The sequence below is a fragment of the Enterobacter sp. SM3 genome, from assembly GCF_009811935.2.
GTDB lineage: Bacteria > Pseudomonadota > Gammaproteobacteria > Enterobacterales > Enterobacteriaceae > Enterobacter > Enterobacter asburiae_D.
Map to the genome: position 1 here is coordinate 4138238 of NZ_CP099971.1, position 23440 is coordinate 4161677.

At 55.5% G+C, this 23440-nt stretch carries 13 protein-coding genes and 5 pseudogenes; 3 read left to right on the forward strand and 15 right to left on the reverse strand.

Going from position 1 to position 23440, the window contains the following annotated elements; all coding sequences use genetic code 11:
• Position 1: 1 nt before the first annotated feature.
• The 3 genes from GVO84_RS19385 to GVO84_RS19395 form a co-directional block, all read right to left on the reverse strand.
• Positions 2–223: a TraR/DksA family transcriptional regulator gene (locus tag GVO84_RS19385; protein WP_159514946.1), complete on the reverse strand. Its 222-nt coding sequence runs from the start codon at positions 221–223 to the stop codon at positions 2–4.
• Positions 223–450 (reverse strand): DUF2732 family protein, encoded by a 228-nt coding sequence (locus GVO84_RS19390; protein WP_159514947.1) that lies wholly within the window; start codon positions 448–450, stop codon positions 223–225. Before GVO84_RS19390 ends, GVO84_RS19385 begins: the two co-directional genes overlap by 1 nt.
• A gap of 68 nt (positions 451–518) precedes the next feature.
• Complete coding sequence (locus tag GVO84_RS19395; RefSeq protein ID WP_159514948.1) at positions 519–857, reverse strand: DUF5347 domain-containing protein; 339 nt, start codon at positions 855–857, stop codon at positions 519–521.
• A 227-nt stretch (positions 858–1084) separates the two neighbouring features.
• Between GVO84_RS19395 and GVO84_RS19400 the strand changes: the two genes are divergently transcribed.
• Positions 1085–1660 carry a phage repressor protein CI gene (locus GVO84_RS19400; RefSeq protein WP_159514949.1) on the forward strand — a complete coding sequence of 192 codons (576 nt, stop codon included), beginning with the start codon at positions 1085–1087 and terminating at the stop codon, positions 1658–1660.
• 102 nt (positions 1661–1762) lie between these two features.
• Here the strand turns inward: GVO84_RS19400 and GVO84_RS19405 are convergent, their stop codons facing one another.
• Positions 1763–1918, reverse strand: a complete 156-nt coding sequence (locus GVO84_RS19405; RefSeq protein ID WP_155404564.1) for a hypothetical protein — start codon at positions 1916–1918, stop codon at positions 1763–1765.
• Positions 1919–1985: 67 nt separating this feature from the next.
• On the opposite strand from GVO84_RS19405, the pseudogene GVO84_RS19410 reads away from it, so the two are divergent.
• Positions 1986–2264, forward strand: a pseudogene (locus GVO84_RS19410) (SymE family type I addiction module toxin); the annotation flags it as partial.
• A gap of 39 nt (positions 2265–2303) precedes the next feature.
• On the opposite strand, the gene GVO84_RS19415 reads toward GVO84_RS19410, so the two are convergent.
• The 9 genes and pseudogenes from GVO84_RS19415 to GVO84_RS19455 all read right to left on the reverse strand — a co-directional run.
• Positions 2304–2525 (reverse strand): hypothetical protein, encoded by a 222-nt coding sequence (locus GVO84_RS19415; RefSeq protein WP_089600182.1) that lies wholly within the window; start codon positions 2523–2525, stop codon positions 2304–2306.
• Between the two features lie 224 nt (positions 2526–2749).
• Positions 2750–4287 (reverse strand): annotated as a pseudogene (locus tag GVO84_RS19420) (VENN motif pre-toxin domain-containing protein); the annotation flags it as partial.
• Between the two features lie 59 nt (positions 4288–4346).
• The gene (locus tag GVO84_RS19425; RefSeq protein WP_159514951.1) at positions 4347–4661 is read right to left on the reverse strand and encodes a hypothetical protein; all 315 of its coding nucleotides are present in this window, start codon (positions 4659–4661) and stop codon (positions 4347–4349) included.
• Positions 4658–5191 (reverse strand): hypothetical protein, encoded by a 534-nt coding sequence (locus GVO84_RS19430; protein WP_236545892.1) that lies wholly within the window; start codon positions 5189–5191, stop codon positions 4658–4660. The genes GVO84_RS19425 and GVO84_RS19430 overlap by 4 nt, the downstream gene beginning before the upstream one ends.
• Positions 5192–5340: 149 nt before the next feature.
• A pseudogene (locus GVO84_RS19435) lies at positions 5341–5442 on the reverse strand (VENN motif pre-toxin domain-containing protein); the annotation flags it as partial.
• A gap of 51 nt (positions 5443–5493) precedes the next feature.
• Complete coding sequence (locus GVO84_RS19440) at positions 5494–6036, reverse strand: immunity 42 family protein (RefSeq protein WP_159514952.1); 543 nt, start codon at positions 6034–6036, stop codon at positions 5494–5496.
• A 692-nt stretch (positions 6037–6728) separates the two neighbouring features.
• Positions 6729–7265 (reverse strand): annotated as a pseudogene (locus GVO84_RS19445) (VENN motif pre-toxin domain-containing protein); the annotation flags it as partial.
• A 72-nt stretch (positions 7266–7337) separates the two neighbouring features.
• Positions 7338–7700, reverse strand: coding sequence for an immunity 8 family protein (locus GVO84_RS19450; RefSeq protein WP_159514953.1), 363 nt, complete (start codon positions 7698–7700; stop codon positions 7338–7340).
• Positions 7697–11899, reverse strand: a pseudogene (locus GVO84_RS19455) (hemagglutinin repeat-containing protein); the annotation flags it as partial. The gene GVO84_RS19450 and the pseudogene GVO84_RS19455, both read right to left, overlap by 4 nt.
• Positions 11900–12427: 528 nt before the next feature.
• Between GVO84_RS19455 and GVO84_RS19460 the strand changes: the two are divergent.
• Positions 12428–12883, forward strand: a complete 456-nt coding sequence (locus tag GVO84_RS19460; RefSeq protein WP_159514954.1) for a SymE family type I addiction module toxin — start codon at positions 12428–12430, stop codon at positions 12881–12883.
• 140 nt (positions 12884–13023) lie between these two features.
• Here the strand turns inward: GVO84_RS19460 and GVO84_RS19465 are convergent, their stop codons facing one another.
• Entirely contained in the window at positions 13024–13356 is a 333-nt protein-coding gene (locus GVO84_RS19465) for a hypothetical protein (protein ID WP_159514955.1), read from the reverse strand.
• On the reverse strand, positions 13353–23429 hold the full coding sequence (locus GVO84_RS19470; protein WP_159515673.1) for a hemagglutinin repeat-containing protein: 10077 nt from the start codon (positions 23427–23429) through the stop codon (positions 13353–13355). The genes GVO84_RS19465 and GVO84_RS19470 overlap by 4 nt, the downstream gene beginning before the upstream one ends.
• Positions 23430–23440: the final 11 nt, after the last annotated feature.

Here is a 23440-nt window from a genome sequence, read left to right on the forward strand (position 1 = left end):
CTTATCCTCCCCGGACGTGTTTATTTTTCATCTCCGCGATCTCCTGGCAGGTTACGCACAGGGCCACGCCGGGCACCGCCATTCGGCGCGTCTCCGGTATCGGGGCCTCGCAGTCCTCGCATAGGAAACGCGAAGGCGATGCGGGTCGTCTTCGGGCGCGATTAATGTATCGCTCTCTGTCCTCCTGTTCGCGCGCCTGCGCAAGATCGATAAAATCGGCCATCAGTGCAGCTCCTGCGATTCACGCTCGTAGCGGGCCGCCTCGTGGCACAGCAGTTCGACAACGTCTTCTCCCCTCATGCCGGTTTTATAGATATGGCTCGCCAGCGCCTCCAGGCGCAGGGAGACAGCGAGAGCTCGCGCGCATCGTTCCTCCGTTTTAGCCTCCATCAGCAGGCGCTTCAGTTCTTCACTTCCAATCGGATAAGGGCGGTTTTCACTGTTTCGCATCACGCGTTCTCCTTAATTTCAGGCAATAGGGTGCCCGGCGGGTTTACGCCATTCGTTTTTTGGTTGGGTTACACCGGCATGGTCAGCCGTTCAGGAAATAAACTCACAACAGCACGAAAATGGTTCATGGCGTTAATCAGCGCCCGTTTCTCTTCGGTCGTCAGCTCGCTGATATCGCACTCATGACGGGCGACGGGCAATCTCGCCAGGAAAAAGAGGGCGGCCAGCGCCCTGCTGTTCTCCTCAAAGCAGGGGTCGCGCTTATCGCGCAGCTCGGCCATAAACCGCGCCAGCTCTTTTCCGCTATCGCTCCCGTATCGGGCGCGCAACTCAGCGACGTGGTTAAGCCCGTTAAGACGCGCTCCCACGCTAAGTGGAACCCTTGCACGGGCAGCTTCTATCGCCATATCTCCCCTCGCATAAATTCACGCACGCTAATGTGCTGAAAACGGGCACAGCACGGCTTTTCCACCGTTTGAGGATTGCGATTTCAGAAGCCATGCTGCATGATTCCCATTTTGATAAGGTCTGCAATCATTAGCCTCTGTTTGCCAACGTCTGCCGCTGATTGCCCGAATTTGTAATGATACTAATACCCAATTGAGCATTAGTAAACACCCCAAAGGAATATATTTTGATTTTAGATTCTCAAGTGAATAATGAAGAGTTGCTCGATAGAATCTGTCAGGTATATGGTTTCACGCAGAAAATCCAGCTGGCCCGGCACTTTAATATCGCCGCCAGCTCGCTTCAGAACCGCTACGCGCGCGGTACCATCTCTTATGACTTTGCGGTTCAGTGCGCGCTGGACACCGGCGCGAGCCTTCGCTGGCTGATGACCGGACAAGGTGCGCAGTTTGAAGGTCACCCCGCGCCGGGCGATCCGGTTTCGGTTTCCACATTCACACTCGGTGATGGAAAGCTGGAAGAAAATACCATTTTGAGCATTGACTCTGCTTTCTTTAGCAAACCGCTGGCGCGCGGCATCGCCGTCCGGGCGGAGGGGAAGCTGCACTTTATTGAAAAAGACGCATCGTTAACCGACGGCCTGTGGCTGGTTGAGATTGAAGGCACCGCCAGCATCCGCGACCTAACGCTGCTGCCGGGTAAAAAGCTCCACGTGGCGGGCGGCAAGGTTCCGTTTGAGTGCGGTATCGACGAGATAAAAACGGTGGGCCGAGTGGTGGGGATTTACAGCGAGGTGAGCTGAGGGTGTGCGGGTAATCAAAAACGCATGCTCGCAATAGAAAAAGCCAACCCCGCATTCCTGCGGCGTTGGCCCTGTTTTTAAGGCAGTGATGCCTGCAACAAGTTAAAAGACATAACGCATGCCAGGGGTAAATTCATTAGAGACGATGTGTGCTTTCATCTGTTCGTCTTTGAAACCACGCGTGTTAGTGAGGTTGTTATATCCGCTTTCGATCTTGCCCAGATCGACATACAGGCGTTCAACTGGCGTGTAACTCACACCAGCGCCTAGGCGTAGGTCAGGTTGTTTTGCGTGGTTGAGGCATATTCACGCCGGGCGTTGCACTGCCTGCTGTGAGCTTTATTCACGGGTGGACTGTCGATACCTCCCCCTTAGCGGCAAGTGGCTCACTAATACAGGTTTTATCAACGGCATGCCAGTCAAAATCTGGGTTATGAAGGATTGTATTGTGATTACGCCGCAGCATACGCGTGAGTTATGGGGATGCCTGGAAGGTATGAGCGTGGTGAATATCAATAAAAAGAAAGTGGCGCAGTGGTTAAAGACGTTTCCGGGAGCGCTGAATGATTTGGGGGATGTTCCTGTGATTAAACGGGATAAATGACAGTCAAGAAGAAATCCCGGCGCGGTGGCCGGGTTCTTCTTATGCAGATAAGTTGTTTTTTGCTTGCTCTATCAAAAAGTTAAATTCCTCAAGCTCAAAACTCCAGCTTCTGGCATTTGGACAATTAAATATCTCTATACACATTCCTGCATCTGGTTCATTGGATATTTCTGCTACTTGATCTGTATCTAAATAGATTTCGTAAACCACATTTTCCCGATCTGGTAAGCTCGCTATTTGAGCATGAAGTTTATTTTTCATTTTGGTGGCTCCAAAAAGCCGATAAGTTTTCCTTGAGCGTCATAACGCAGCCCTTGCCCGTTAGACGAGAATATATCCGTTACTTGACCATAGCGACCAGTGTTGCTTTGAATAACGGTTTTATTGGGATCATTCAAAATAGTATCTACTATTTTTTGTCCCTGTTCGTTTATTGCTGTTGGATTCCCCTTCGCTGAAGGGAAAGCACTTCCCGGACGACTTCCATGCTTTTGTAGCGCTCTTCCGGCCAGAGTTAAATCACCTTTTTTAGAGGCTGGATCTGTATATCTTGCTCCGTCTGATAGCTCATCAACTGACCACTTACCAATCTTGTCAGTACTATTTGATGGCGCATTATCTCGTCCATTCTCCTCATCCTGCGGCTCCCAGCCGCCCGGCGTGCCCGCACCCGCACCGCCCAGTTCTGCCTTCTCACCATCCGTCAGATCCTTGCCAATATTCGGTTTCGAAGCACTCCCTGAACCGTACTTATCCTGCAACGAATTGAGATACTTACTGGTGATCTCATCATTACCCATCATTTCAAGGGTAACAAGATGATCCAGTTCATCAGCAGTCAGCTTGTCGGCAAGTGTTTTCGCCACGGCGCCAGTAATACCGGCTTTGACCCCGATTTCCAGAACTGCTCTGCGACCTTCGTCCGGCAGGGCGCAGCAACCGCGCAACCTCTGGCAACCAGTGCCAGCGAGTTATTCTCCGCCGCATTCTTCCCTGCCTGCCCCCCGGCCACCGCCGAACCCGTACTGTCTCCAGCAAGCCCGCCAGCCATCCCGGCCGATATCGTTGCCAGTGCACTAACCGTCTGCTTCTGCTCTTCGCTCAGCTTCGATAAATCTTTGACGTCAGGGTACAGCATACCCGCTATCGCCTTCGCCGCAAGTTCACTGGTCGCCGCGCCTGCAGCACCCGCTGCCACACTGTTCCCCTGCAGCGCCGCAACCGCGCCGCCCAGGATGGCATGCGCCACCACCGCAGCCTCATCGCTCAGCCCGGAACCATGTCCGATATAGTTTGCCAGCTCCGGCGCCGAGGCCCCCGCCAGCGCTGCCTTCAGGTCGCTGCCCGCCAGCCCCTGAAGCGCGGCCGTCGCCGCCTGGATACCCCGCTGCAGGTCGCTGCCCGTGCCATATTTCGCCGTCGTGGTCTTGTACGCATCGGTCCCGCGCAGGGCATCCTGATAGGCCTTTTTCAGTGCGTCGCTGGCATCCGCGTCCGGCTCAGTCACGCCCTCTTTCGCCAGCGCATCCCGCGCTGCCTTCAGCCCTTCTGTCTCTCCATAAGTGTTCGCAATATCCACCGCCTGCGAGCCAATCTCACCAATCAGCTGCACTTCCTGCAGGCGCTGCTGCTCCTTCTCCTTGTCAAATATCGGACTGATGCTGCCGTTCGCATGCTCCGCATCGCGGCTCAGGTCAGCCACATCCTGCTTCTGGCTCTCCTTATCGCGGACGGTGATGTTACCCTCACCCACCGCCGCCTGCGTAGTGCCTTCCGCATGACCGCTGCTGTCCGCTGCCGATACCACGCCGCCCGGCAGGTTGCCCTTGAATGCGTCGCCGCCAAAGTCACCGCCGCCGCTGAGGCTTATACCGCTGTGGCTGACCTTATAATCCGCCTCGTTGTGGATATCCCGGAAGCCCAGCGTGCCCGTATCGAGACTGTTTTTGTCCGCCGTCGCCGTCGAGGCAATCACCGCACCATCAAGCTGCGTGTGCCGTCCCACCGTCACATCAAAGCCGCCGGGTTCGTAACAACCTCATGATAAAACGATCCCGGCTCACTGGTCGGGATCAACGACGATTAATAAAAATCTGGGTCTACCAGATCTTCTTTTTTCAGAACCTTGAGGAAGCGTTTGTAGGCAGTTTCATCTCGCTCTAATATATCGTCTAATAAAGACTCTTTAATTAAAGCCCAGTGATAAAGACCATTTATGTGGGTTGAAAAATACTCAAATTTACCATGTAGCGTAGAATCCACTATCTCGACATTTTTCGAATTATAAGAGAGCAACCCTCCATAATTCTTGGGAAACCCTAAGAATAGCGTCTCATCTCTAAGCCAATAAATAGCAAACACATTTATTACTGTTCCATCTCTCTCTTTTATTTTCATTTAATCAGCCCTTTAATATTTTCTATTACATCTGCCGGGTAAGGGTTAGCTCTTTGCGGGGTATCAATTTTCATATCATAGGCTTTATCAGTATTATAGTTGTACTGATAATGAATAGTGATTGATTCTCCCTTGGCATTTTTCTGGACTACCTGCATTTTTTGGAATCCTGCACTTGCAGGGAAACGTGGATCTTTGTTCATCCCAGGTAATATTTGACCGCCTGCTGGATTTTCCTGCACTTGTTTCCATACAATTTGTTCATTCAAATCCCTCGGTGCTGTAAATTGTTTACCTGGTTTCGCCGCTGAGATCTTCTCAGCAGCACTGATCAGTATCTTGTTATCAATGACCTTCGCGGCTTTACCCGCCAGTGATAAAGCTTTTTCCGCCGGGATCGACGTCAGCAGAGCCAGCGCATAATCCTTCGCTTCTTCCGCCGTAAGCAACGCCATCACGGTATCTGAGCCTGGGTTATTACTCAGGATAGCCTTGATAATATCAGCACTTTCCGGTAAATCACCACGCACTATATCTGTCAGTCCGGCCTGTACCTGTTCCGGTGAAAGATTATTGTCCTGAGCATATTTAACCCAGGATGTTGCCGACTGGGCCGAATCCGCAAGACCTTCACCGAAGTCATTCGGGCTAAGTGCATTCGATTCCGCCGCATTCTTCCCGCCAACCCTCCGGCCATCCCCGCCGATATTGTCGCCAGCGTGCTGACCGTCTGCTTCAGCTCCTCACTCAGGTCACTGACCGCTTTACCCGGGTACATAGCCGCCCGGCAGGTTGCCCTTGAATGCGTTGCCGCCCTGGCTGGGGTTAACCCTTACTTAATAATTTTTTCCGAGAAATTTCTAATAGATGATATTATTTCATTCATATCATCTTTAGAAATTATTACATCCTCAATGATGGGATTATCTATTTTTCGCCACACGTTTCTTTCATCATTTTCAACTTTAACTAACTGTTCGGTCTTTCCTCCGATGATTCTCACGCTATCCTCATCTGCAACAGCAAAAAAACAAGCGCCGAAATCACTAACATTAGAGGATGTTATACAATAATCAAATACTTGGACAGGATATTCATCTAATTCAGAAGACTCCGGATAAGCCAAGTTAAATAATCTACTAAACGCCTCTTGTGTCGATAGTTTAAAAACGTCCCTATTCAATGGTTGAGAGACTAAAGCACAATCATTATCAGAAATCTCTCTGAGGTCTGAAGAGAGCGTGGATGTTCTAATATCACTTGGGTACATATTCCCATTTATAATTAAATGGAACAGTCCATTTGTGTAAGAACCACTCCATTGTGAGACAGGCTCAACCCAAACGGCAAAACGATAAGGATCACCGAAAATCATACTTACCTCCATTTCCCAGGTAAACCAAACTCTTTTTTCACACTATTTGGTATATCGCTTTTCTTGATAGGAACTGACTTATCACCTGTACTACCAGACCAATGCCAAGTTCCATCATTTGTATTCGTAAATTGATGAACATTTCCTTCAGCATCAATAGAATATCTTTTTTTTCCGCTAACAACTGATGAACCAAATAAGTCTATCGAGTTTTTAGGCTCAGTTCCGGCATTGAAACTATACCCTTGCTGCCCAGGTGTATGTTTAGGGTTAGATTGATAGCTCAGACCATTCGTTGCCGTAGTAGCTGTTGGTGTAGGTAATGCACTGCCTTTCCCAGCCTTACTAATTCCCCCAAACGCCGCTGCCGCCGCACCTGCTACAATATCAGCTTGGATTGCATCCAGTCCATACTCTTTCTGAATAGCTTCCGAGACTTTCTGGGTTGCGACAACACCTTCAACCTGCATTTGCTGCGCGAAAGTCGCTGTCAGATCGTAGACCATCTTGATCGGGATATCTTCACCCAGAGCACGATCTATTGACTGTTTCACGGCCAGACTATCGGTCAGCACATCACCGTATTTCTGCTGGCAGCTTACCGGGTTTGCAGAACAGTCACTGATAAGCTGTTGTTGCTGGGCGGTGCTCAGTTCTTCATATTTCTTAATGATACCGCCGCAGTCACCACCGCTGGTCTGACAGGACTTCATTTCAGCGGACCAAGCGTTTATCTGCTTACTGCTCAGATAGTTATTCTCAACCGCATTCTTCCCGCCCTGCGCCCCCGCTGCAGCCGACGCCGTGCTGTCTCCCGCCAACCCTCCAGCCATCCCTGCCGATATCGTCGCCAGCGTGCTGACCGTCTGCTTCTGCTCCTCACTCAGGTCGCTGACCGCTTTGCCCGGATACATTGCCGCCATGATTGCACGCGCCGCAAGCTCACCCGTAGCCGCTCCGGCCACACCCGCCGCTGCACTGTTCCCCTGCAGCGCCGCAACCGCACCTCCCAGTATCGCGTGAGCGATGGTGTTGACCGCAGGGTTTCCCTCTGTCGGTTTCAGCAGATGCGCCAGTTCCGGTGCCGAGGCACCCGCCAGTGCCGCCGTCAGGTCTCCCCCCGCCAGCCCCTGAAGCGCCGCCGTTGCCGCCTGAATACCACGCTGAAGGTTACTGCCCGTACCGTATTTTGCCTGTTCGTCGCGGTACATCTGCGTCTCTTTCAGTTGTTCAACGGTCAGGTCAGGGTGTGCCTTATGCGCATCCTCCTGCCCCTTTGAGACACCATTACATAAACTCATTCATCTAGGTTGGTAGTCATCAAACTCCCAAAAGCTAATACGACTCAATTTTTTCGCTATACTAGGCCAGTCATCTGCATAACACTGAGATATTGCCTTTTCTATGCAATTAACAATTTCATCATAATTATATTCTCTGATAATTATTGTCCCTCTCCCTAAAAGGGGGCCGTTATTTTCAAGTTCATTTTGTAGCCACTTTGGAGTGCAGACTAGCATATCAAAAGATTCAGCTCCCTCTTGATCTTCTGGTCCAATCATAGCTCTGACCCAACTTCCAAAATTATCAGCTTCACCGGGCCAATAGTTAATTAAACTATCTTCAAGCTCCAATGAACGAATCTCTTTCAGTAAAGGTTTCATTTATTTATATCCAAATGTCCATTGCTAATAGGGCGCCCACCAGGTGTCAGTTTTTGCTCAAAATTGGCCTGTACGCCTGTTGTAGCCAGTATGCTATTTGGTTTAGCTGAAGGTGGTCGGTAAACTCTCAGGCCATCGGCACTTACCCAAGATGTTCCATCCTTCGAAATGCGGTACCCTGGACCAACCCATGCTTCATCAAGAGCATTAGCTTCATTTGCTGTTGCGTTACCTAACCCAAAATTGCCTTTATTTCCTTTAGCAGCATCCCGCAGTATTCCAATTTGTTCTGCTACATTTAAAGGTTTCGAATTATTTGCAACTTGGCTGCTTTTTGCAGCATTCGCCGCAAGGGATTCTGCTTTCGCACCCATGGCTTCGGCCGTGGTCTTGCCAATACCAATTGTACCTGCAGCACCAACCCCACCGGGAACAATTGCTTCAGAAACCTGTATGCCTGCATTGTTCAAACACAATACGGCATTACCGACACACGACTCAATTGCAATCTTAGCCGCAGCAGCTAATTCTGGCGTTGCGGCTGCCAGCATCCCACCACCAAGACCTGCAGGTAATACGACCATCAAAGCGTTCTGCACTGCCAAGCCTTTCTGACAGGATGCTGAGCCTGGGTCTGTTGAACAAGATGCTATGTCTTTGCTGTGCTTACGAACTTCTTCAGCCATGCCATCTTCAGTACCGCCACCGAGCAGATTATTCTCAACCGCATTCTTCCCGCCCTGCGCCCCCGCTGCAGCCGACGCCGTGCTGTCTCCCGCCAACCCTCCAGCCATCCCTGCCGATATCGTCGCCAGCGTGCTGACCGTCTGCTTCTGCTCCTCACTCAGGTCACTCACCGCTTTACCCGGATACATCGCCGCCATGATTGCCCGCGCGGCCAGCTCCCCCGTGGCCGCACCGGCCGCACCCGCTGCGGCACTGTTCCCCTGCAGCGCCGCAACCGCGCCACCCAGTATCGCGTGCGCGATAGTGTTGACCGCAGGATTGTCCTCCGTCGATTTCAGCAGATGCGCCAGCTCCGGGGCCGATGCCCCAGCCAGTGCACCGGTAATATCTCCCCCCGCAAGCCCCTGAAGCGCCGCCGTTGCCGCCTGAATACCGCGCTGAATGGTGCTGCCCGTACCAAACTTCGCCTGCTCATCCCGGTACTCCGGCGTCTCTTTCAGTTGCTCAACTGTAAGGTCAGGGTGCGTCTTACGCGCTTCCTTCAGCGCATTCAGCTCGCCCTGCGTTCTGGCGATGTCGGCCACCTGTCCACCGATATCACTGATGGCGCTCACCTGCGCAAGGCGCTGCTGCTCCTTCTCCTTGTCAAATATCGGGCTGATGCTGTCATTTGCGTGTTCTGTGTCCCGGCTCAGGCTGGCCACATCCTGCTGCTGGTTCGCGGTATCACGGATGGTGATGTTACCCTCGCCCACCGCCGCCTGCGTCGTGCCTTCCGCATGACCGCTGCTGCCCGCTACCGATACCACACCGCCCGGCAGGTTGCCCTTGAATGCGTCGCCACCAAAGTCACCGCCGCCGCTGAGGCTGATACCGCTGTGGCTGACCTTATAATCCGCCTCGTTGTGGATATCCCGGAAGCCCAGCGTTCCCGTATCGAGACTGTTTTTGTCCGCCGTCGCCGTCGAGGCAATCACCGCACCGTCAAGCTGCGTGTGGCGTCCCACCGTCACATCAAAGCCGCCTTCACCCGCGAAGAGGCCTGTCTGCTCCTGCACCGAGTCATACTTGCTCTTCATTTTGTCCTGGCTGGCACTGATGTAGCCGGATCCCGTCATGCTGCCGAAAGAGAAGCTGCCGCCTGCCGCCGCGCTGTTCTGCGTCGATTTATAATCGTTGCTGTCCTGCTGGCTGCTCATCCACAGGTCACGTCCGATATCCGCAACGATTTTATCGCCACTCACCTGCGCGCCGTTCAGAATGGCGTCCCGACCGCTGGTCATGGAGACCGTCCCGCCGCTGTCGAGCGTTGTTTCCGTCCACGCCGTACCGTCGCCCTTTTCACTGCCTTTCGAAGCATTCACGTTCGCAAACACGCCGATGCCGTAACCGCTCTTGCCACCGCCAATGCTGACGCCTGCGCCGCCACCGCTGCTGCTGTTCTTTCCTGTCGTCTGCTGCGTGCTGGCCGCACCGCCCAGCACAATGTCGTTCGCTGCGACAAGCGCGGTGTCGCCGCCCGCCTTCAACTGGCTGCCACCGATAAGAATGTCGCCGCTGTTATCGCCTTTCCCTTTCCCGGTCGCGGTGATGGACAGATTATTCCCCGCATTCAGCGTACTGCCCGCAACCGTGTCACTCTGCATGTGCTGTTCGGATTTCGATTTCTGCGATGAGAGCGAAACGCTCACGCCAATGCCGTTGTTCGGGTCACCGTTAACCTGTGCCACTTCAGCACCCTGCGCCGCCTGCACGCCTGACAGTGCCGCTTTGGTCGCTTTCAGCGCCGCAAGGCGGTCATCGCTCTCGCCTTTCGCGTCGTGTGCCGTCTGCACTGCGCTGTTCACCGCGCTCCCCGCCGCCCCCGACAGCGCTACCGTCAGCCCGCTGCTCTTCTGCTCAAACCTCTCATCGCGGGTGCGTTTGTCGTGCCCCGGTTCAATCACCACGCTGTCGCCGGTCAGGCGGATATCCTTCTGCGCGATGATATCCGCCCCGCCGATATGCGCCTGTTTGCCTGCCGTAATGCTGACGCTGCCGTCCGTCGAGCCGACGGTGCTGAAGCTCTCGCTCTGGGTCGTGCCCTGCTCGCGAAGGTCGTGGGTGGTTTTGCTGCTGCCGATGGTGAAGCCGATGCCGCCCGTGCCCATCAGGCCGGACTTTTTGGTCTCCTTAAAGCGCCAGGAGGTGTCGGTGTTGGTGGCCGCCACGATGTCGACGTTATTGCCTGCGGACAGGGCCACGTCGCCGTCTCCGGCGACCGCCGAACCTAAAACCCGCAGGTTGTTCCCCGCCGACACCGTCACGTTGTCGCCGCTCAGCAGCGAGCCCTTCTCCCGCGTCGCGCTGTCTTCCTCAATGGTGTGGGTGGTCTTCTTGCTGAGGAACCCGCTGCTGGTTTTGGTTTGCTCCCGGTAGCGGTAATCACTCTCCGTTGCTGTGGTCAGGTTCACGTCGCGCCCTGCCGCCACGCCAATATCGCCCTGCGCAGTGACCTCTGCCGCCTGCGCGGTCACGTCGCGCCCGGCGACGATCGCCGTATTACCACCGCTGGCAATCTCCGTACCCTGCTGACGAACAGATTCATCGATGGAGGTTTTTTTCTTCGCCTGGCTGCTGGCGCGTTCCGTTGACGCTTCCGCCAGCAGATTCACATCCCGCCCGGCCTGAATCCCCACATCCCCTTCTGCGGCCATCGCTGCCGTACGGGCGTTCACGTCGTTACCCGCCTGCAGGGTGAGATCGCCGCCCGCACTCAGGGTGCTGCCCTGATGCGTGACCGACGCCGTCTCCGTGGTCGCGCGGTTGCGCCCGGCACGTCCCTCGCTCATCGCAATTTCGTTGGCGGTGATGTTGATGTCATTCCCTGCCGCCATGGCCAGGCTGCCGCCCGCCGACACGTTGGCGCCGGTCACGTTGATATTCTGTCCGGCGCGCATCGTCAGTCCGTCGGTGGCGGTGATGGAGGCCGCCCCGCCCACGTCCGTGCCGCTAAAACGCACATTGCCTGCGTCGACATTCCACTGCTGCGCGCGGGTCACGTTGTTAATGCTGCCGGTGACGCTCTCCAGCCCTACCGTTTTACCGCTGATGGTGGAGCCGATGTTGTTGATGTCCCCCAGCGCGCTCAGGTTCAGCCCGCCGCCTGCGCTCAGCTGCCCGGCGTTGAGGTTACTCAGGCTATTGCTGCTGTCGATTGTCAGGCCATTCTGCGCCGCGATCGTACTGCCGCTGTTGATGACGTTACCGCCCGCCAGCTGGATGTTATTACCGCTAATCACGCTGCCGCTGTGAACAGTGACATCCTTCGGTGAGAGGTAGACTTTCGGGATCATCACCGTCTGACCGTTGAGGGTCGCTGACTCCCCCCAGAGCATGCTTTTATCGAGCGCGGCAACCTGCTCAGCTGTGAGCGCCACGCCGAATTTCAGCCCCAGCGTTTTCTGCTGCTCTGCGGCGCTGTCCATCAGGTAGCGCATCTGATCGAGGTTGGAACCGATGCCGTTGATATATACCCTAAATAATTCGAGTTGCATGAAGGCGGCAAGGGAGTGAATCCCCGGGAGCTTACATAAGTAAGTGACCGGGGTGAACGAGTGCAGCCAACGCACAGGCAACTTGAAGTATGACGGGTATAGCGGCTGCCGGTCTGGTTCAGAATAGCGTTGCTGACGTAACGGGTATCAAATGCCGCGTCACCGAGGAAGCGATAATCGCGGTCCGGGTTCAGGCCCAGACGGTCAAGGAAATACGTCGAGCCAGGGAACGAATTCTGAATGAAGGAGGGACAAAGTAGACATAATTGCTATTTATTGTGCAACACTACAGCAAACCGTAATATTTCCTGAAGCTACCTCGCAATTCCTACAATTATCTTTTTATCAGATGCTGTATTTTTATTCAGTCCGGTATAATCAGTGCAAATAAAATCACTTCACAGCAAAGGAAGCGTTAACAGTTTTATATTATTAAAGAACGCGACATGAAGGTGTACCACCACCCCATGCCGCTAACCAAAAACAACTTTCAAGGAGTTGAATATGGCTGAGACGAATTTTAAGCCAGAGTTTACTGTTTTCAAAACAGAATCAGATGCTTTTAACAGTATTACCGAAAACCGCGATCTGATACGCAAAAATGATATCCGCCGTTTGCACGGAAACCGGACTGATGCTGCCCCCGTTCATCCCCGTGCGGAAACGCAGGAAGACAGTTCAGCCTGCTGTGAGCTTTATTCACGGGTAGACTGTCGATACCTTCCTCTTAGTGGAAAATGGCTCGCAAATGCAGGTTTTATCAACGGGATGCCTGTCAAAATCCGGGTGATGAAAGACTGTATTGTGATTACGCCGCAACATACACGTGAATTATGGGGATGTCTTGAAGGTATGAGCGTGGTGAATATCAATAAAAAGAAAGTGGCGCAGTGGTTGAAGACGTTTCCAGGGGCGTTGAATGATTTGGGAGATGTGCCGGTGATTAAGCGAGATAATTAACAGTATAGACAGATCTGATAAAACGATCCCGGCCAGAACGTTCTGACCGGCTTTTGAAGTCGGACAGCCATATCGGGGGAAGGAAAGAGCTTGTACACCAGTGATGTGCAGTGTACAAGCAACTCTCCGGAATCCTTTCATCAGTTGTATTTAAAATCGATAGTTATCTCTGATTTCGGTATATCAAGCTTAGCTATACAACCATGCCAAAACGGTTTTTCTTTTGATTTAAAATTCTCTATAAAAAACCTTCTAAGTAAAACCAATAACTCCCTTAATCTTTGATCCGTTACCCCATCCTCAGGTAAAAACCAATTTTTTTCGTTTTCCTCGTTAATATAATCATAATTAAAATGGCAGCTATCGCCTTCCGGAGATAGCTCTGCTTCCATTATGACTAACTTTGCATCACCAGGAGCCGAGTTATAAAGCAACTGTCCGATTTCTTTGTATATTTCATCATCTAGACTCATTTTTTGCCTCCTGGAGCGTTGTCAATGTTTACACGAGTTGGCCTTCCATTATCAACAGAATAAGTCACATTAAAACTGCTGGGCCGCTTGCTGTTGTCAGCATAGATGGGTTGTATTTGCACATCAACCTTTTTACCCGCTTTAAGATCTTTCGCCCAGCTATTTTCCATCTGTTTCCAAACGCCTTTGTTTAGATTCCCATCCATAGGAACTATATTTAATCTTTCTCCAGGCCCACCAAAAATACTGGCTACTAAATGACCGCCCTCATCGCCAGGATTACCGCATTTCCCACCAACACATTGCTGATAAGTATTGCGATCATTTTTTGATAACTCGAGGGTGGCTTTAATGTCACTTGGTCTGCTAAGTTCATCAGTATGATAGGTCTTGTTACCATCAACCTTATAAACCGTATTCGGCTCAGGTTTATTTAAGGTCTTGTTCCAAGCCCCTTTCTTACCGGAGTCAACAATGACAATGTTTTTTCCTTCTGTTCCCGCGGCTGGTTTCCCGCCTTTACTCATCCCTCCGGTTACAGCCCCAAGCGCAGCCACAGCAAGGATTTCAGCCTGTTGCTTGTCGATACCATAACGACTCTGTAACTGGCTGGCAAACTCAGTACTGGTAACAACACCTTCTGCTTCGATCTGTTGCGCTAGCAACGAGGACATATCGTTCTTCATTGCAGACGGCACATCTGCACCTAACACGCGATCTATAGCTTCTCGTACCAGCATTCCGTTAGCAGGTATATCTCCATATTTTTCTTTACAGGCCGCCGGGTTTGTTGCACAGACAGCGATCATTTCCTGCTGTTGCTTCAGGCTGAGATCTTCCATCTCCTTGACGACCTGTTTGCAATCGCCACGAGTCTCACACCCTCTCGCCCTTGCCGCAAAACTGTCAATCTGATCGGCACTTAGCGCATTATTCTCAACCGCATTCTTCCCGCCCTGTGCCCCCGCAGCCGCTGAAGCCGTGCTGTCTCCCGCTATTCCTCCGGCCATCCCCGCCGATATCGTCGCCAGCGTGCTGACCGTCTGCTTCTGCTCCTCGCTCAGGTCACTCACCGCTTTACCCGGATACATCGCCGCCATGATTGCCCGCGCGGCCAGCTCCCCCGTGGCCGCACCGGCCGCACCCGCTGCGGCACTGTTCCCCTGCAGCGCCGCAACCGCGCCACCCAGTATCGCGTGCGCGATAGTGTTGACCGCAGGATTGTCCTCCGTCGATTTCAGCAGATGCGCCAGCTCCGGGGCCGATGCCCCAGCCAGTGCACCGGTAATATCTCCCCCAGCCAGCCCCTGAAGCGCAGCCGTTGCCGCCTGAATACCACGCTGAATGGTGCTGCCCGTACCAAACTTCGCCTGCTCATCCCGGTACTCCGGCGTCTCTTTCAGTTGCTCAACTGTAAGGTCAGGGTGCGTCTTACGCGCTTCCTTCAGCGCATTCAGCTCGCCCTGCGTTCTGGCGATGTCGGCCACCTGTCCACCGATATCACTGATGGCGCTCACCTGCGCAAGGCGCTGCTGCTCCTTCTCCTTGTCAAATATCGGGCTGATGCTGTCATTTGCGTGTTCTGTGTCCCGGCTCAGGCTGGCCACATCCTGCTGCTGGTTCGCGGTATCACGGATGGTGATGTTACCCTCGCCCACCGCCGCCTGCGTCGTGCCTTCCGCATGACCGCTGCTGCCCGCTACCGATACCACACCGCCCGGCAGGTTGCCCTTGAATGCGTCGCCACCAAAGTCACCGCCGCCGCTGAGGCTGATACCGCTGTGGCTGACCTTATAATCCGCCTCGTTGTGGATATCCCGGAAGCCCAGCGTTCCCGTATCGAGACTGTTTTTGTCCGCCGTCGCCGTCGAGGCAATCACCGCACCGTCAAGCTGCGTGTGGCGTCCCACCGTCACATCAAAGCCGCCTTCACCCGCGAAGAGCCCTGTCTGCTCCTGCACCGAGTCATACTTGCTCTTCATTTTGTCCTGGCTGGCGCTGATGTAGCCGGATCCCGTCATGCTGCCGAAAGAAAAGCTGCCGCCTGCCGCCGCGCTGTTCTGCGTCGATTTATAATCGTTGCTGTCCTGCTGGCTGCTCATCCACAGGTCACGTCCGATATCCGCAACGATTTTATCGCCACTCACCTGCGCGCCGTTCAGAATGGCGTCCCGACCGCTGGTCATGGAGACCGTCCCGCCGCTGTCGAGCGTTGTTTCCGTCCACGCCGTACCGTCGCCCTTTTCACTGCCTTTCGAAGCATTCACGTTCGCAAACACGCCGATGCCGTAACCGCTCTTGCCACCGCCAATGCTGACGCCTGCGCCGCCACCGCTGCTGCTGTTCTTTCCTGTCGTCTGCTGCGTGCTGGCCGCACCGCCCAGCACAATGTCGTTCGCTGCGACAAGCGCGGTGTCGCCGCCCGCCTTCAACTGGCTGCCACCGATAAGAATGTCGCCGCTGTTATCGCCTTTCCCTTTCCCGGTCGCGGTGATGGACAGATTATTCCCCGCATTCAGCGTACTGCCCGCAACCGTGTCACTCTGCATGTGCTGTTCGGATTTCGATTTCTGCGATGAGAGCGAAACGCTCACGCCAATGCCGTTGTTCGGGTCACCGTTAACCTGTGCCACTTCAGCACCCTGCGCCGCCTGCACGCCTGACAGTGCCGCTTTGGTCGCTTTCAGCGCCGCAAGGCGGTCATCGCTCTCGCCTTTCGCGTCGTGTGCCGTCTGCACTGCGCTGTTCACCGCGCTCCCCGCCGCCCCCGACAGCGCTACCGTCAGCCCGCTGCTCTTCTGCTCAAACCTCTCATCGCGGGTGCGTTTGTCGTGCCCCGGTTCAATCACCACGCTGTCGCCGGTCAGGCGGATATCCTTCTGCGCGATGATATCCGCCCCGCCGATATGCGCCTGTTTGCCTGCCGTAATGCTGACGCTGCCGTCCGTCGAGCCGACGGTGCTGAAGCTCTCGCTCTGGGTCGTGCCCTGCTCGCGAAGGTCGTGGGTGGTTTTGCTGCTGCCGATGGTGAAGCCGATGCCGCCCGTGCCCATCAGGCCGGACTTTTTGGTCTCCTTAAAGCGCCAGGAGGTGTCGGTGTTGGTGGCCGCCACGATGTCGACGTTATTGCCTGCGGACAGGGCCACGTCGCCGTCTCCGGCGACCGCCGAACCTAAAACCCGCAGGTTGTTCCCCGCCGACACCGTCACGTTGTCGCCGCTCAGCAGCGAGCCCTTCTCCCGCGTCGCACTGTCTTCCTCAATGGTGTGGGTGGTCTTCTTGCTGAGGAACCCGCTGCTGGTTTTGGTTTGCTCCCGGTAGCGGTAATCACTCTCCGTTGCTGTGGTCAGGTTCACGTCGCGCCCTGCCGCCACGCCAATATCGCCCTGCGCAGTGACCTCTGCCGCCTGCGCGGTCACGTCGCGCCCGGCGACGATCGCCGTATTACCACCGCTGGCAATCTCCGTACCCTGCTGACGAACAGATTCATCGATGGAGGTTTTTTTCTTCGCCTGGCTGCTGGCGCGTTCCGTTGACGCTTCCGCCAGCAGATTCACATCCCGCCCGGCCTGAATCCCCACATCCCCTTCTGCGGCCATCGCTGCCGTACGGGCGTTCACGTCGTTACCCGCCTGCAGGGTGAGATCGCCGCCCGCACTCAGGGTGCTGCCCTGATGCGTGACCGACGCCGTCTCCGTGGTCGCGCGGTTGCGCCCGGCACGTCCCTCGCTCATCGCAATTTCGTTGGCGGTGATGTTGATGTCATTCCCTGCCGCCATGGCCAGGCTGCCGCCCGCCGACACGTTGGCGCCGGTCACGTTGATATTCTGTCCGGCGCGCATCGTCAGTCCGTCGGTGGCGGTGATGGAGGCCGCCCCGCCCACGTCCGTGCCGCTAAAACGCACATTGCCCGCGTCGACATTCCACTGCTGCGCGCGGGTCACGTTGTTAATGCTGCCCGCGACGCTCTCCAGCCCTACCGTTTTACCGCTGATGGTGGAGCCGATGTTGTTGATGTCCCCCAGCGCGCTCAGGTTCAGCCCGCCGCCTGCGCTCAGCAGCCCGGCGTTGAGGTTACTCAGGCTATTGCTGCTGTCGATTGTCAGGCCATTCTGCGCCGCGATCGCACTGCCGCTGTTGATGACGTTACCGCCCGCCAGCTGGATGTTATTACCGCTAATCACGCTGCCGCTGTGAACGGTGACATCCTTCGGTGAGAGGTAGACTTTCGGGATCATCACCGTCTGACCGTTGAGGGTCGCCGCTTCCCACCACAGCAGGCTGTGGTCAAGCGCGGCAACCTGAGCCGCCGTGAGCGCCACGCCGAATTTCAGCCCCAGCGTTTTCTGCTGCTCTGCGGCGCTGTCCATCAGGTAGCGCATCTGAACGAGATCGGAACCGATGCCGTTGATATAGCGGCTGCCGGTCTGGTTCAGAATGGCGTTACTGACGTAACGGGTATCAAATGCCGCGTCGCCGAGGAACCGATAATCGCGGTCCGGGTTTAGGCCCAGACGGTCAAGGAAATACGCCGAGCCGAGGAACTGGTTCCGATCGGCGTACGCGCTGTTGGTTTCACGCGGCGCATTGCCGGGTTTTATGCCGAGCAGGGCATATAGTCCGTCAAACAGGCTCTCGTCCATATTGCCGAGGTCTTCAAGCTTCGGGTTCACCGTAATCAGATACGGGCTATCGGGATCGGTTGACGGGACAAAATAGCCATTGTTGCCGGACGGCAGCGGATAGTTACCGCTGCTGCCGTTTTGGTCGGCAAGTGATGAACCACCGGCGATATCTTTCAGGGCGTCGCTTAACGCATCACGCCATTGCGGCGTGGTGATGTCCTGCGTATCGGTTTCGATAAGAGACTGCGCCTGCTCGCCGTTGGCGATGGACTGGTTGCTGAGTGGGGCCAGCGTTGGGGCGGCAATCGTATTGCTAAAGCCGTCCGTGTTCGCGGTGACGAGCGTGTTGCTGATGTCGTTAGTGAAGGTAGCGCGGATATTACCGCCTGCCTGGATAACGGCACGGTAATTCGTTGCTGTTCCCTCGGTTTCAGTGTATCTCTCGCCCGTTGCAAGGTATCGGATGGCATCATGCTTATTCCCGGTTTTTGCCGGGTTAGGCTTCATGCTTCCCAGGCGTCCCTGCGTCTGGGATACGTCATAGTGATAAACCTGATAAGTGATCCGCTTACCCGATTCCCATGACTGATTGTTTAATACGCTACCGCTTAACGTGGCATCACGTTGCGCCAGAATAAAACTTGCCTGATTATCAAGTTTACCCGCATTAATAAAGAGATCGCGCCCGGAGGCGATCCTGGCTGCTTTGCCGGTTGCGTTAACCCGAACCTCAGACTCCAGAACGGCAAAGGCTTTTTCATAATATGCTTCGTAAGGGGTCGCCCAGGATTCTGGTTTGAAACCCGGGGCCCCAGTACCACTGCCACCAAAATCTGTCACAAACCAATCATATTCCTCCCGAGGCAACCAGCCTGCTGGGATCAACGCTTCCGTCATCGTTACCCACGGCAGTGAAGTCACCGCATGCTCAGGCAGCACTTGCACATCCAGCTGCTCCCATTTATTGCTCAGTAGCGCGGTTGCGACGGTCAAATCCCCCTTTTGCGTCTCAATATTTCCGGACGTGTTCACCACTTCACTGTTCACCGCACCCGCCGCGTTTTTCTGCAACCACAGGCTATTCCCTGCCAGAATATCACCGTAGACGTTATGGATACGGTCAGCGAAAAGCTGCATATTATTCGCAGCATAAATCAGTGCGGTATTGAGCAAGGTACCCGCAGCATTCATCGACAGGCTGCCTGCCGTACCGGTAAACCCATTTACGGTAATGTCGCTCAGGCTATTAAACGCCACGTCGCCGCCTGCAGAGAGGCTACCGGCTGCATTGAGCAAAATACGTTGCGCGCTGAACGTGCTGTCACCCCTACCTGTGGTGAACTGGCCGTTGTTGGTTAACGCCCCACCGGCGCTCAGAACGAGGCTGTTTCCCTGTAGGGTGCCATTATTGGTGATATCACCCTCAGTAGTGAGAGAAAGAGTTTGGCTGGCGGCCAGCGTTCCACTGAACTCCAGCGCACTTAACAGGTGAAGCGTGACATCCCCCAGCGCCACAATCTGACCCGCGTTTTTCAGCGTGCCGCTGTTGAGCGTGAGGTTACCCGCGCTGAACAACCTACCGCTGATGGCATTGGTCATCGCATCGCCCTTCACCGTAAGCGAAGTGGTGCCGAGTGCCGTACCGCTGTTATTCAGTTTTTGATAGTTAACCAGCAGGTCTGCACCCTGCAGCGCGCCGTCGTTGGTGAGAGTGGTTCCCCGTAGCTCGGCCTTGTCGGTCGCAAGTATCCGCCCATTATTCACGGCGTTCACCGCGCTCAGCAGCAACCTCACCGCCTGAACCAGCCCGCTACTGCTGTTCGCCAGCTCCGGCACGGTCAGCGTAAGTCTGCCGCCAGAGAGCACTTTGCCGTCGTTCTGCACGCGGGTGGTGGCATTCACCGTAGATTCTCCGCCGCCCTGTATCGTTCCCTGATTATTCAGCGTGGCAGCCGACACCGTCAGCGCGCTTTCACTCAACAGCACGCCGCTGGCGGTATTGCTCAGTGCCCCAGCCGTATTCAGCGTCAGCCCTTCCCCCTGAAGCCGTCCGCTGTTGATAAGTTGCCCGGTCGTAACGGCGGTCGTTTTCCCCTGAATTTGCCCGGCGTTAATCGCATTGCCCGTATCAAGCGCCAGAGTGCCTGCACTCAGCAGTTTTCCTCCGGCCTGGTTATTCATCAGGTTAACGGCCACCGAAAGCGCATCAACGCCGGTAATTTCACCGCTGTTGGTCAGCGTATTCGCCTTCAGCGTGAGGTGCTTCGCAATCCACTGACCGCTGTTCGCCAGCGTCAGTGCTGCGAGCGCCAGCTCTCCATTTGAGGTGATTTTGCTCCCCGTAGTGCCGGTAAGGGTGCTGTCGATTTGCGCATCCAGTAAATTTTCTGCCTGGATCGCACCGCCGTTCGTAAGCGCCTGCGCATCAATAAGTACCCGTTTCCCCTGCCATTGCCCTGTATTTCGCAGATCGCCGCCCGTCACGGACAGCTCGCCCGCGGTCAGCAACGATCCCGACGCATCATTCACCAACGTCAGTAACGGCGCCGCCATCTCAAGGCGGGCAGCGAGCGTCAGGGCGGCAATCCCGGTGATCGTTCCGCTGTTCGTGATGCTGTCCTGATGCGCGGTGACGCGGTTCCCCTGAACCGTGCCGTTGTTGCGCAGCGTATTTCCCGTGAGCAAGAGATCGCCCGCCGACAGCAGGCTGCCGTTATTCACGGTATTGATGGCATTCAGCGTGATGTTCCCCTGACTCATCAGATCGCCGGTATTGCTGAGCGTTCCGCTGGTGGAGGCGTCCAGTGAGCCGGTCGCGAGTGAACTTCCGCGGTTATTCCAGTCACGCCCGCGGATGCTGACGTTCTCTCCCTGTAGCTGGCCTGCGGTGGTCAGCGTGGTTCCTGAAAGGCTGAGTTCCCCGGCCGTGAGCGTGCGGGAACCTGCCAGTAAATCCAGCATTCCGGCGGTCATAGACAGTGCGCTATCGCCCTGTAACAGACCGGCACTTTCGAGGCGATCGGCATTCAGCGTCAGCGTGTTGCCCACGATGCTGCCCGCGCTGGACACGGACTGCGCCGTGATGCGGTTTGCCCCGTGAGCAAGCAGCAGACCACCCGCGCTGTTATTCAGCGAGTCGTAATCAACAAGAAGTGAGGCACCGCTCAGTTCACCGCTATTGGTCAGGGTTGAGCCAGACAGGGAAAGCGCGGCGTCGCTTGCAATAATGCCGGCGTTTTTCAGCTCAGCGAGTGAAAGTGACAGCGCAGCCGGACTGTACAGCACCCCGCTGCTGCGGTTATCCAGCAGACGGGTGACCAGTGAAAGCGTCGTTGCGGCGTGGATCAGGCCACTGTTAATGACGTCAGGGCTGTCGATCGTGAGCGAGGAGGCCGTCAGCGTCCCGCTGTTGCTGAGATGACCGGTTTCAATCTTAAGCCCTGAGGCTGATGATTTTCCCGCGTGGTTGAGGCTGTTATTAGCCTTAAGGATCAGGTTGCCTTTGGCAGCCTGCGTTCCTTCAAGCTTTGCGTTTAGCACGTCCACGCTGATGTCGTTGCCCTGCGTCTGTGCCGTCGCCGTGGTGTTGAGGCTATTCCCCTGCAGGGTAATGGCGCCACCCGCGCTGGTTTCACCGGCAAGCGTAGTCCCGGTATTGTTAAGCAACAGATCCCCGTCGCTGTGGATGACTGACTTTTCGCTGGCGGTGAACATCTCCGCGGAGGTCGTGAGCCCCCGGGCACCAGAAAGCATACCGCTGTTGACGATCTGCGCCGCATTCAGCGTCAGCGCGTCATCGCTGATAAGACTACCGCTGTTGTTCAGGTTACCGCTCGCGATAACGGTGGTTTTGCCTTTCGCGCCGGTGTCGCCGGAAAGGGTGAGGTTGCGTGCGCGGATATCCAGGGTGGAGGCACTGTTCAGCGTGCCGGAGCTGGTGATATCGGTCCCCGAGACGGTCAGGCTGCTGCCCTGAACGGTGCCGGTATTGCTGAATGTTCCGGTGTTAATCCGGGTATCCGCAACGGCTGCGAGCGTGCCCTGGTGATTGAGGCTGCCCGCGCTGACGGCGAGGGATCGTCCGGCGGCATTGCTGCCGTTCAGCTGGCTGTGGCTGGACGTGGTGAGCGTGATATTTCCGCTGGCATTGGTCGTGCTGCTGCTTTCCTGAGTCAGCGTCTGACCGCTGAGCGTAATCTCTGAGGCACTGAGATTTCCGCGCTGCACCAGCTCGCCGCCCTGAACCGACAGTTGCTGACCCGCGACGACAGCGCCGTTAAGCACCGCGTTTTCCGCACCGTTCACGGCAAGGTGACGAGCGGCACCCGCCTGGGCATCGGCACTCTGGATAACGCTTTTGGCCGCGAGCGTCGCGTCGTTTGCGGCCGTGAACGTACCGCCGTTCTGCGTCAGCGTGCCGCCGGTTGTTAAATGCAGGTTTTTATCGGCAGCGATGTGGGCCTGGTCAAGCATCAAAGCGCTCTGACCGGAGACGGTTAAACTGCCACCCGCTTTATGATCGCCGCGTAACGTCACGTCCGCCGCGCTGACCGTGGTGCTGCCGCTGGCAAGGGAGTTTTTCAGCACCACTTTTCCCGCGCTGTTGAGCGTAATATCGCCCTGACGCGCGTTAATGTTGCCCAGGTTTACGCCCACTCCCGCTTCACTGGAGACCAGACGAATGCGGTTAGCGTACATGCCACCCAGCACGCCGGTGTCTACCGCTACCTTAGGGGCTTCACCTTCACCTTTTAACGCACTGACGCTCCCATCCGCCTCGACGCGGTTCGCCCCGGTAATCAGACGTAAATCTTTCGCATGCAGTTGCGCATTGACCTCGGCCGCACGGGAGATGATCGACACCGCGTCGCTCTGGCTACCATTCAGCCCTGCGCCCTCAATGGTGACGGCGCCTTTGGTCACATCAAGCGATTGCAGCTTACCGCTGGCATCGAGTACCGGTTTACCCGTGGTGAGCGTCACATTCGGCGTGTTTATAAACCCGCAACCGTTACAGGTGATACCGTAGGGGTTCGCCACAATGACGTTGGCCGCCTTGCCCGCCACTTCGGTATAGCCCTGCAAATTCGAGCGGCTAGTCCCGGTAACTTCGTTGATGATGCCTTTGGCTTCCTGCCCGGCTTTCAGGTTGGGGTTGTTCTGAATAATCCCGCCCAGCTGGGTCTGGTTGAGCTGCCCGGTCGCATTATTGAGGATCAGCCCCTCTTTCCCGACGTTGTAATCGTTGTACTTGTTATGGGAAACACCGGACTGATTCGGCGTGGCGATGTTCACCACCGGCACGCCGTTGGCCGCCTTGTCCATCTGTGTATTGCCGGACGGGGTGATGGTTGTTGCCATCGCGGGCAGCAGCGGCTGCGTCGCCAGCAGCACGCTCAGTAACGCGCTCAACGCGCGCTGCGAAAAACGAACCTGATCCTGTTTCATCATCCCTGTCC

What these genes read in the sequence shown, in the direction of transcription:
- GVO84_RS19385 (WP_159514946.1), bottom strand. Translation starts at nt 223, where the DNA reads ATGGCCGATTTTATCGATCTTGCGCAGGCGCGCGAACAGGAGGACAGA.
- GVO84_RS19415 (WP_089600182.1), bottom strand. Translation starts at nt 2,525, where the DNA reads ATGAAAAATAAACTTCATGCTCAAATAGCGAGCTTACCAGATCGGGAA.
- GVO84_RS19425 (WP_159514951.1), bottom strand. Translation starts at nt 4,661, where the DNA reads ATGAAAATAAAAGAGAGAGATGGAACAGTAATAAATGTGTTTGCTATT.
- GVO84_RS19450 (WP_159514953.1), bottom strand. Translation starts at nt 7,700, where the DNA reads ATGAAACCTTTACTGAAAGAGATTCGTTCATTGGAGCTTGAAGATAGT.
- GVO84_RS19440 (WP_159514952.1), bottom strand. Translation starts at nt 6,036, where the DNA reads ATGATTTTCGGTGATCCTTATCGTTTTGCCGTTTGGGTTGAGCCTGTC.
- GVO84_RS19390 (WP_159514947.1), bottom strand. Translation starts at nt 450, where the DNA reads ATGCGAAACAGTGAAAACCGCCCTTATCCGATTGGAAGTGAAGAACTG.
- GVO84_RS19470 (WP_159515673.1), bottom strand. Translation starts at nt 23,429, where the DNA reads ATGAAACAGGATCAGGTTCGTTTTTCGCAGCGCGCGTTGAGCGCGTTA.
- GVO84_RS19395 (WP_159514948.1), bottom strand. Translation starts at nt 857, where the DNA reads ATGGCGATAGAAGCTGCCCGTGCAAGGGTTCCACTTAGCGTGGGAGCG.
- GVO84_RS19465 (WP_159514955.1), bottom strand. Translation starts at nt 13,356, where the DNA reads ATGAGTCTAGATGATGAAATATACAAAGAAATCGGACAGTTGCTTTAT.
- GVO84_RS19460 (WP_159514954.1), top strand. Translation starts at nt 12,428, where the DNA reads ATGGCTGAGACGAATTTTAAGCCAGAGTTTACTGTTTTCAAAACAGAA.